The 6,608-nt window shown below is 73.2% G+C and carries 3 protein-coding genes and 1 pseudogene; 3 read left to right on the forward strand and 1 reads right to left on the reverse strand.

Annotation, left to right across the window (positions count from 1 at the left end; translation table 11 throughout):
• Positions 1-9: 9 nt before the first annotated feature.
• Positions 10-1,821, reverse strand: a complete 1,812-nt coding sequence (locus G339_RS0113305) for an APC family permease (protein WP_019631579.1) — start codon at positions 1,819-1,821, stop codon at positions 10-12.
• A gap of 122 nt (positions 1,822-1,943) precedes the next feature.
• On the opposite strand from G339_RS0113305, the gene G339_RS0113310 reads away from it, so the two are divergent.
• The 3 genes and pseudogenes from G339_RS0113310 to G339_RS0113320 form a co-directional block, all read left to right on the forward strand.
• Positions 1,944-4,298 (forward strand): phosphoketolase family protein, encoded by a 2,355-nt coding sequence (locus G339_RS0113310; RefSeq protein ID WP_019631580.1) that lies wholly within the window; start codon positions 1,944-1,946, stop codon positions 4,296-4,298.
• Positions 4,295-5,377 (forward strand): acetate/propionate family kinase, encoded by a 1,083-nt coding sequence (locus G339_RS0113315; protein ID WP_019631581.1) that lies wholly within the window; start codon positions 4,295-4,297, stop codon positions 5,375-5,377. The genes G339_RS0113310 and G339_RS0113315 overlap by 4 nt, the downstream gene beginning before the upstream one ends.
• A 985-nt stretch (positions 5,378-6,362) precedes the next feature.
• Positions 6,363-6,608, forward strand: a pseudogene (locus G339_RS0113320) (hypothetical protein); the annotation flags it as partial.

Consider the following 6,608-nt stretch of genomic DNA (forward strand, 5'->3'; position numbering starts at 1 on the left):
CGGAAACGGTCACCGCGCGGCGAGCCGGTACGGATACGTGCAGACGATGACGTCCTCTTCCGCCCGCAGCAGCGTCGCGAGCACGAACGGCCGGGGGTCCTGGAGGAACCGGTACCGCCACCGACGCGGTTCCACCTCCGGGATGAGCACCGTGACCCGCTGCCGCGCCCGTTCCGTCCGCACGAACTCCACGATCGGGTGGATCAGCGCGTGCTCGGGACTGCACAGCGTCTCCAGCCGCACGCCCGGCCCCCACCGGTCCCACCGCGCCCGGAACTCCGCGCACGCCGCCGCGTCCGCGTGGACGGACACCGCGACGACCTCCGGCCCCAGCGTCAGCGCCGCCTCCAGCGCCTGCTCGGTGAGCCGGTCGACGTCCCCGACCGGAACGACCATGATCCCCGCGGCGATCCGCGCCGGGGGCCGCACCTCGCCCTCCTCCAGCTCCCGGTGGATCGCCCGGTAGTACGCCTGAATCCGCGCGAACAGCAGCATCAGCAGCGGGATGATCAGCACGACGACCCACGCGCCCTCGGTGAACTTGCTCGCGAGGAACACCACCGTCGCCGTCGCCGTCATCACCGCGCCGAGCCCGTTCAGCGCCGCCCGCGCCGCCCAGCGCGGCGGCCGCGCCGACCGCCAGTGCCGGACGAGCCCCGTCTGGCTGATCGTGAACCCGATGAACACCCCGATCGCGTACAGCGGGATCAGCCGGGACGTCGTCGCGTCCACCGCGACGAGCAGCACCGCCGCGAACACCGCCAGCACGACGATCCCGAACCGGTACACCGGGCGCCGCGACCGCAGCGCGAACAGGTGCGGCAGCTTGTGGTCGCGGGCGAGCAGGTTGAGCAGCACCGGCAGCCCGCCGAAGCTGGTGTTCGCGGCGAGCCCGAGGACGAGCGTCGTCACCAGGTTCGTCGCCGAGAACAGCCACCCCGACCCGTACGCCCCCGCGCTGAGCTGCGCCAGCACGGTCACGCCCGAGCGCGGCGCGACGTGGTCGCGCGTGATCAGCCACGACAGCCCGAGCAGCATCGCGCCGAGCAGGATTCCCAGCATGAGTTCGGTGTGCTGCGCGCGCCGGACGCGCGGGTCCTGGAACGCCGGGGTGCCGTTGGCGATGGCCTCCACGCCCGTCAGCGCCGAGCATCCCGCCGAGAACGCCTTGAGGATCAGCACGATCCCCACGGCCTCCGTCGCGTGCGTCGCCAGCGGCCCGCCGACGTGCGCCGCCGGATGCCCGCGCAGCAGCCCGACCACCACCACGCCGAGGATCAGCACTACGAACGCCGCCATCGGCAGCATCAGCACCCGCGCGCTCTCCGCGATGCCCCACAGGTTCACCGCCGTGATCACCGCGAGCCCGATCAGCGCCATCGGCAGCATGTGCCGGCCGAGCGCCGGGAACGCCGACGCGATGCTCGCCGCGCCCGCCGACAGGCTCACCGCCACCGTCAGGACGTAGTCCACGACCAGGCTCGCCGCCGCGAGCATGCTCACGGTCCGCCCGAGGTCCTTCCTGGCCACCGCGTACGAGCCGCCGCCGTCCGGGTGGACCGCGATGACCTGCCGGTACGACACCACCAGCACGATCAGCAGCACCGCGATGGCCGCCGCCACCGGCAGCGTGAACCGCACCGCGACCGCCCCGGCGCCCACGAGCACGAGGACGATCGCCTCCGGCCCGTACGCCACCGAGCTGAGCGCGTCCAGCGACAGCGCCGCCAGCCCGCCGAACGCGGTCAGCCGCTCCCGGTCGCCCTCGCCGTGGCGCGGTGGGACGCGCGGCGCGAGCCGGCCCGGCGTCTCCTCCGGCATCGGTCCCCCCGTGTCCGTCCGCCGCGGTGATCATCTACCCGGCGGGCGGCCCGCGCATGCCCGGCCGCGTCCGGGGAAGGAGAGTCGCCTCCCGCACGGACTCCAGCACGGAAGGACGTCCCATGACGCTGGGCGAGGACGAGCTGCGCGCGATCGACGCCTACTGGCGCGCGGCGAACTACCTCTCGGTCGGCCAGATCTACCTGGCCGCCAACCCCCTGCTCACCGAGCCGCTGCGCCCCGAGCACGTCAAACCGCGGCTGCTCGGCCACTGGGGCACCTCGCCCGGCCTGAACCTGTGCCTGGCCCACCTGGACCGGGTCATCGCGAACCGCGACGCGGACGTCCTGGCGATCCTCGGCCCCGGCCACGGCGGCCCGGCCGCCGTGGCGAACGCCTGGCTGGAGGGCACCTACAGCGAGGTCTACCCGCACGTCCCGCAGGACGAGCGGGGCATGGCGCGGCTGTTCCGCCAGTTCTCGTTCCCCGGCGGCGTCCCCAGCCACGTCGCGCCCGAGACGCCCGGCTCGATCCACGAGGGCGGCGAACTCGGCTACTCCCTCGCGCACGCCTACGGCGCGGCGTTCGACGACCCCGACCTGGTCGTCGCGTGCGTCGTCGGGGACGGCGAGTCCGAGACCGGCCCGCTCGCCGGGAGCTGGCACTCCAACAAGTTCCTCGACCCGGTGCGCGACGGGGCCGTCCTGCCGATCCTGCACCTCAACGGCTACAAGATCGCCGGACCGACCGTCCCCGCCCGGATCGACGAGGACGAGCTGATCCGCCTCATGGAGGGCTACGGCCACCGCCCCATCGTCGTCTCCGGCGACGACCCCGACACCGTCCACCGCGCCCTCGCCGCCGCGCTGGACGAGGCGTTCGACGAGATCGACGCCATCCGGCGCCGCGCCCGCCGGGACGGCGACGACTCGCGCCCCCGCTGGCCCATGATCATCCTGCGTACCCCGAAGGGCTGGACCGGCCCCAAGGAGGTCGACGGCCACCCCGTCGAAGGCACCTGGCGCGCCCACCAGGTCCCCCTCGGCAACGTCCGCACCGACCCCGCCCACCTGGCGATGCTCGAAGAATGGCTGTGCTCCTACCGGCCCGAGGAACTGTTCGACGCCGACGGCCGCCCCGTCGCGGCCCTCCGCGCGTTCCCGCCCGCGGGGGAGCGGCGCATGAGCGCCAACCCGCGCGCCAACGGCGGCGTGCTGCTCCGCGACCTCGAACTCCCCGACTTCCGCGACTACGCCGTCACCGTGGACGCGCCCGGCGCGGCGTCCGGCGAGGCCACCCGCGTCCTCGGCGACTTCCTGCGCGACACCATCACCGCCAACCCCACCGACTTCCGCCTCGTCGGGCCCGACGAGACCGCGTCCAACCGGCTCCAGGCCGTCTTCGAGACCACCGACCGCGCCTGGAACGCCCGCGTCCTGCCGACCGACGAGAACCTGGCCCCGTCCGGCCGCGTCATGGAGGTCCTGAGCGAGCACCTGTGCCAGGGCTGGCTGGAGGGCTACCTGCTCACCGGACGCCACGGCCTGTTCTCCTGCTACGAGGCGTTCATCCACATCGTGGACGCGATGTTCAACCAGCACGCCAAGTGGCTGGAGTCCAGCCGCCGCATCCCGTGGCGGCGGCCCGTCGCGTCGCTGAACTACCTGCTCACCTCGCACGTCTGGCGGCAGGACCACAACGGGTTCTCCCACCAGGACCCCGGGTTCCTCGACGTCGTCCTCAACAAGAGCCCCGAGGTCGTCCGCGTCTACCTCCCGCCGGACGCCAACACGCTGCTGTCGGTGGCCGACCACTGCCTCCGCTCGCGCGACTACGTCAACGTCGTCGTCGCGGGCAAGCAGCCCGCGCTGAACTACCTCACGATGGACGAGGCGATCCCGCACTGCACGCGCGGCATCGGCGTCTGGGAGTGGGCGTCCAACGACGAGGGCGGCGAACCCGATGTGGTGATGGCGTGCGCGGGCGACGTCCCCACGCTCGAAACGCTCGCCGCCGTCGCGCTGCTGCGCGAGCACCTGCCCCGGCTGCGCGTCCGCGTCGTCAACGTCGTGGACCTCATGCGGCTCCTGCCCGACACCGAGCACCCGCACGGCCTGCCCGACCGCGAGTTCGACGCGCTGTTCACCGCCGACCGGCCCATCGTGTTCGCGTTCCACGGCTACCCGTGGCTCGTCCACCGCCTCGCCTACCGCCGCCACGGCCACGCCAACCTGCACGTGCGCGGCTACAAGGAGCGCGGCACGACCACCACGCCGTTCGACATGGTGATGCTCAACGACCTCGACCGGTTCCACCTCGTCATCGACGTCGTGGACCGCGTCCCCGGCCTCGCCGCGCAGGCCGCCCACCTGCGGCAGCGCATGGTGGACGAGCGGCTGCGCGCCCGCGCGTACACCCGCGAGCACGGCGAGGACCCGCCGGAGATCCGCGACTGGACCTGGGAGGTGGCGCGATGACCCGCGTCCTCGTCGTCAACGCCGGATCGAGCAGCATCAAGACGACGCTGCTCGACCACGACGACACGGTCCTCGCGCACGACTCGCTGCCCGTCGAGCACGGCGGCTTCGACGCGGACGCGCTCGCCGCCGCGCTGGACCGCGCGCCCGCGCCCGACGCGGTCGGGCACCGCGTCGTCCACGGCGGGAGCGAGTTCACCGAGCCGGTGCGGCTGGACGACCGCGTCCGCGACCGGCTGCGCGACCTCGCGGACCTCGCGCCGCTCCACCAGGCCAAGTCGCTCGCGGGCATCGACGCGGTCGGCCGCGCGCTGCCGGACGTCCCCGCCGTCGCCTGCTTCGACACCGCGTTCCACGCGACGCTGCCGCCCGCCGCCGCGACGTACGCGCTGCCCGCCGCGTGGCGCGACCGGTACGCGCTGCGCCGCTACGGGTTCCACGGCCTGTCGCACGCGTACGCGTCCCGGACCGCCGCCGAGCTCACCGGACGGTCCCGGACGGTCGTCGCGCACCTCGGCGCGGGCGCGTCCCTGTGCGCCGTGCGCGACGGCCGCAGCGTGGACACCACGATGGGCTTCACGCCGCTCGAAGGGCTCGTCATGGCGACGCGGTCCGGCAGCGTCGACCCCGGCCTGCTGCTGTGGCTCATCGAGCACGAGGGGCTCGCCCCCGCCGACGTCGCGGACGCCCTGGAGCACGACTCCGGCCTCACCGGCCTCGCGGGCACCGGCGACCTGCGCGACCTGCTCGCCCGCGACGACGACGCGTCCCGCCTCGCCGTGGACGTCTACCTGCACCGGCTCCGCGCCGGGATCGCCGCGATGGCCGCGTCCCTCGACGGCCTCGACGTGCTGGTCTTCACCGGCGGCGTGGGGGAGCACTCGCCGCAGATCCGGTCGCGCGCCACGGACGGGCTGGAGTTCCTGGGCGTCGCCCTCGACCTCGACCGCAACGCCGTCGAGACGGTGACGGGCGCCGTGGACGTCGGCACGAGCGGCGCGCCCGTCCGCACGATCGTCGTCGAATCCCGCGAGGACCTGGAGGTCGCCGCCGGAGTGCGCGCCGTCCTCACCGGGTGACCGACCCCGCCCCACCCGCGCACGCCCGCATTCCGCCCGCGCCCACCCGCGTTCCGCCCGCGCACGCCCGTGCTCCGCGCGCGCTCACCCCGCGCTCACCCCGCTCTCTGTTCGGTCTCCGCCCGTGCTCACTCGCGCACGCCCGCGTTCCGCCCGCGCTCACCCCGCGCTCCGTTCGCTCTCCGCCCGCGCTCACCCGCGCACGCTCGCGCTCACCCGCGTTCCGCCCGCGCACGCTCGCGCTCACCCGCGTTCCGCCCGCGCACGGCCGCGTTCCGCCCGCGCTCCGCTCGCGCGCACGGCCGCGTTCCGCCCGCGCTCCGCTCGCGCGCACGGCCGCGCCGCGTACGTCGCGCGGCGCGTGAAGGCCGAGCAGGCGCTCCGCCCGCGCGCTTGGCCGAGCCTCACCCGCGCACGGCCGCGAGCCGCCAGGCGAGCGGCCGGGCGCTCAAAAAAGGGGGGCTGCACCCGCAGCCTCGCGTTCTGCGTCCTACCGGTATGTAAGGACGCTCACCGATCCCCGCGCTCTCCAAGCCCTGGGAGTGCGGGGATCTGCTGTTGTCCGGCGTTGATTAACCGGCCTTCATCCCTTGTGGGATAAGGGTTTTCTGCTAATGACTGTGCCGGGCTCTGGTTCTTTACCTTGTGCGGGGCATGTTCGGGGTGGTTGGTGGGTTGTAACCGTCAGACCGCGACGGACCCGTGAGGGCGGCCCATACCGGGTTTTACCTTTCGGGGGAATCTTCGCCGCTGGTCAGGGGTTGTATTGACCCGAACCTGACCTACAGGGCCGCCGCCTTCTGAGCGCGGCATCACCCTCCAGGTTCCTCTCTTCTTCTCTTTCTCTCTCCGGGACCGCGCGTGTTCGCGTGTTGGTTTCGGTGGCCGTTTCCCGCATGCACGACCACATACCCCCACCCGTATCTGCATGGGTGGGTGTGTGTCCCGGGGCGGCTGGCCCGCTGATCCACGAAAGGGGTCTTTCATGAAGACGCGAGCGATGAACGCCGTCCTGGCCACCGTGACCGGTTCCGCGATGGCGGGCATGATGGTCGCCGGCGTCGCCCTCTCGGGCAACGACCACGACGACACCACCACCAAGACCACCACCGCCGCCGCAGACCTGGCTCCGGCCAAGAAGACCGACGAGGGCAAGGACTCCAAGGCGCTGCTCACCGGCAAGACCACCGCGTCCTACTTCTGGGACGACGGATCGGGCGTCAACGGCGAC

Origin of the sequence: Actinomadura atramentaria DSM 43919, from assembly GCF_000381885.1 — a bacterium.
Classification (GTDB): Bacteria; Actinomycetota; Actinomycetes; order Streptosporangiales; family Streptosporangiaceae; genus Spirillospora; species Spirillospora atramentaria.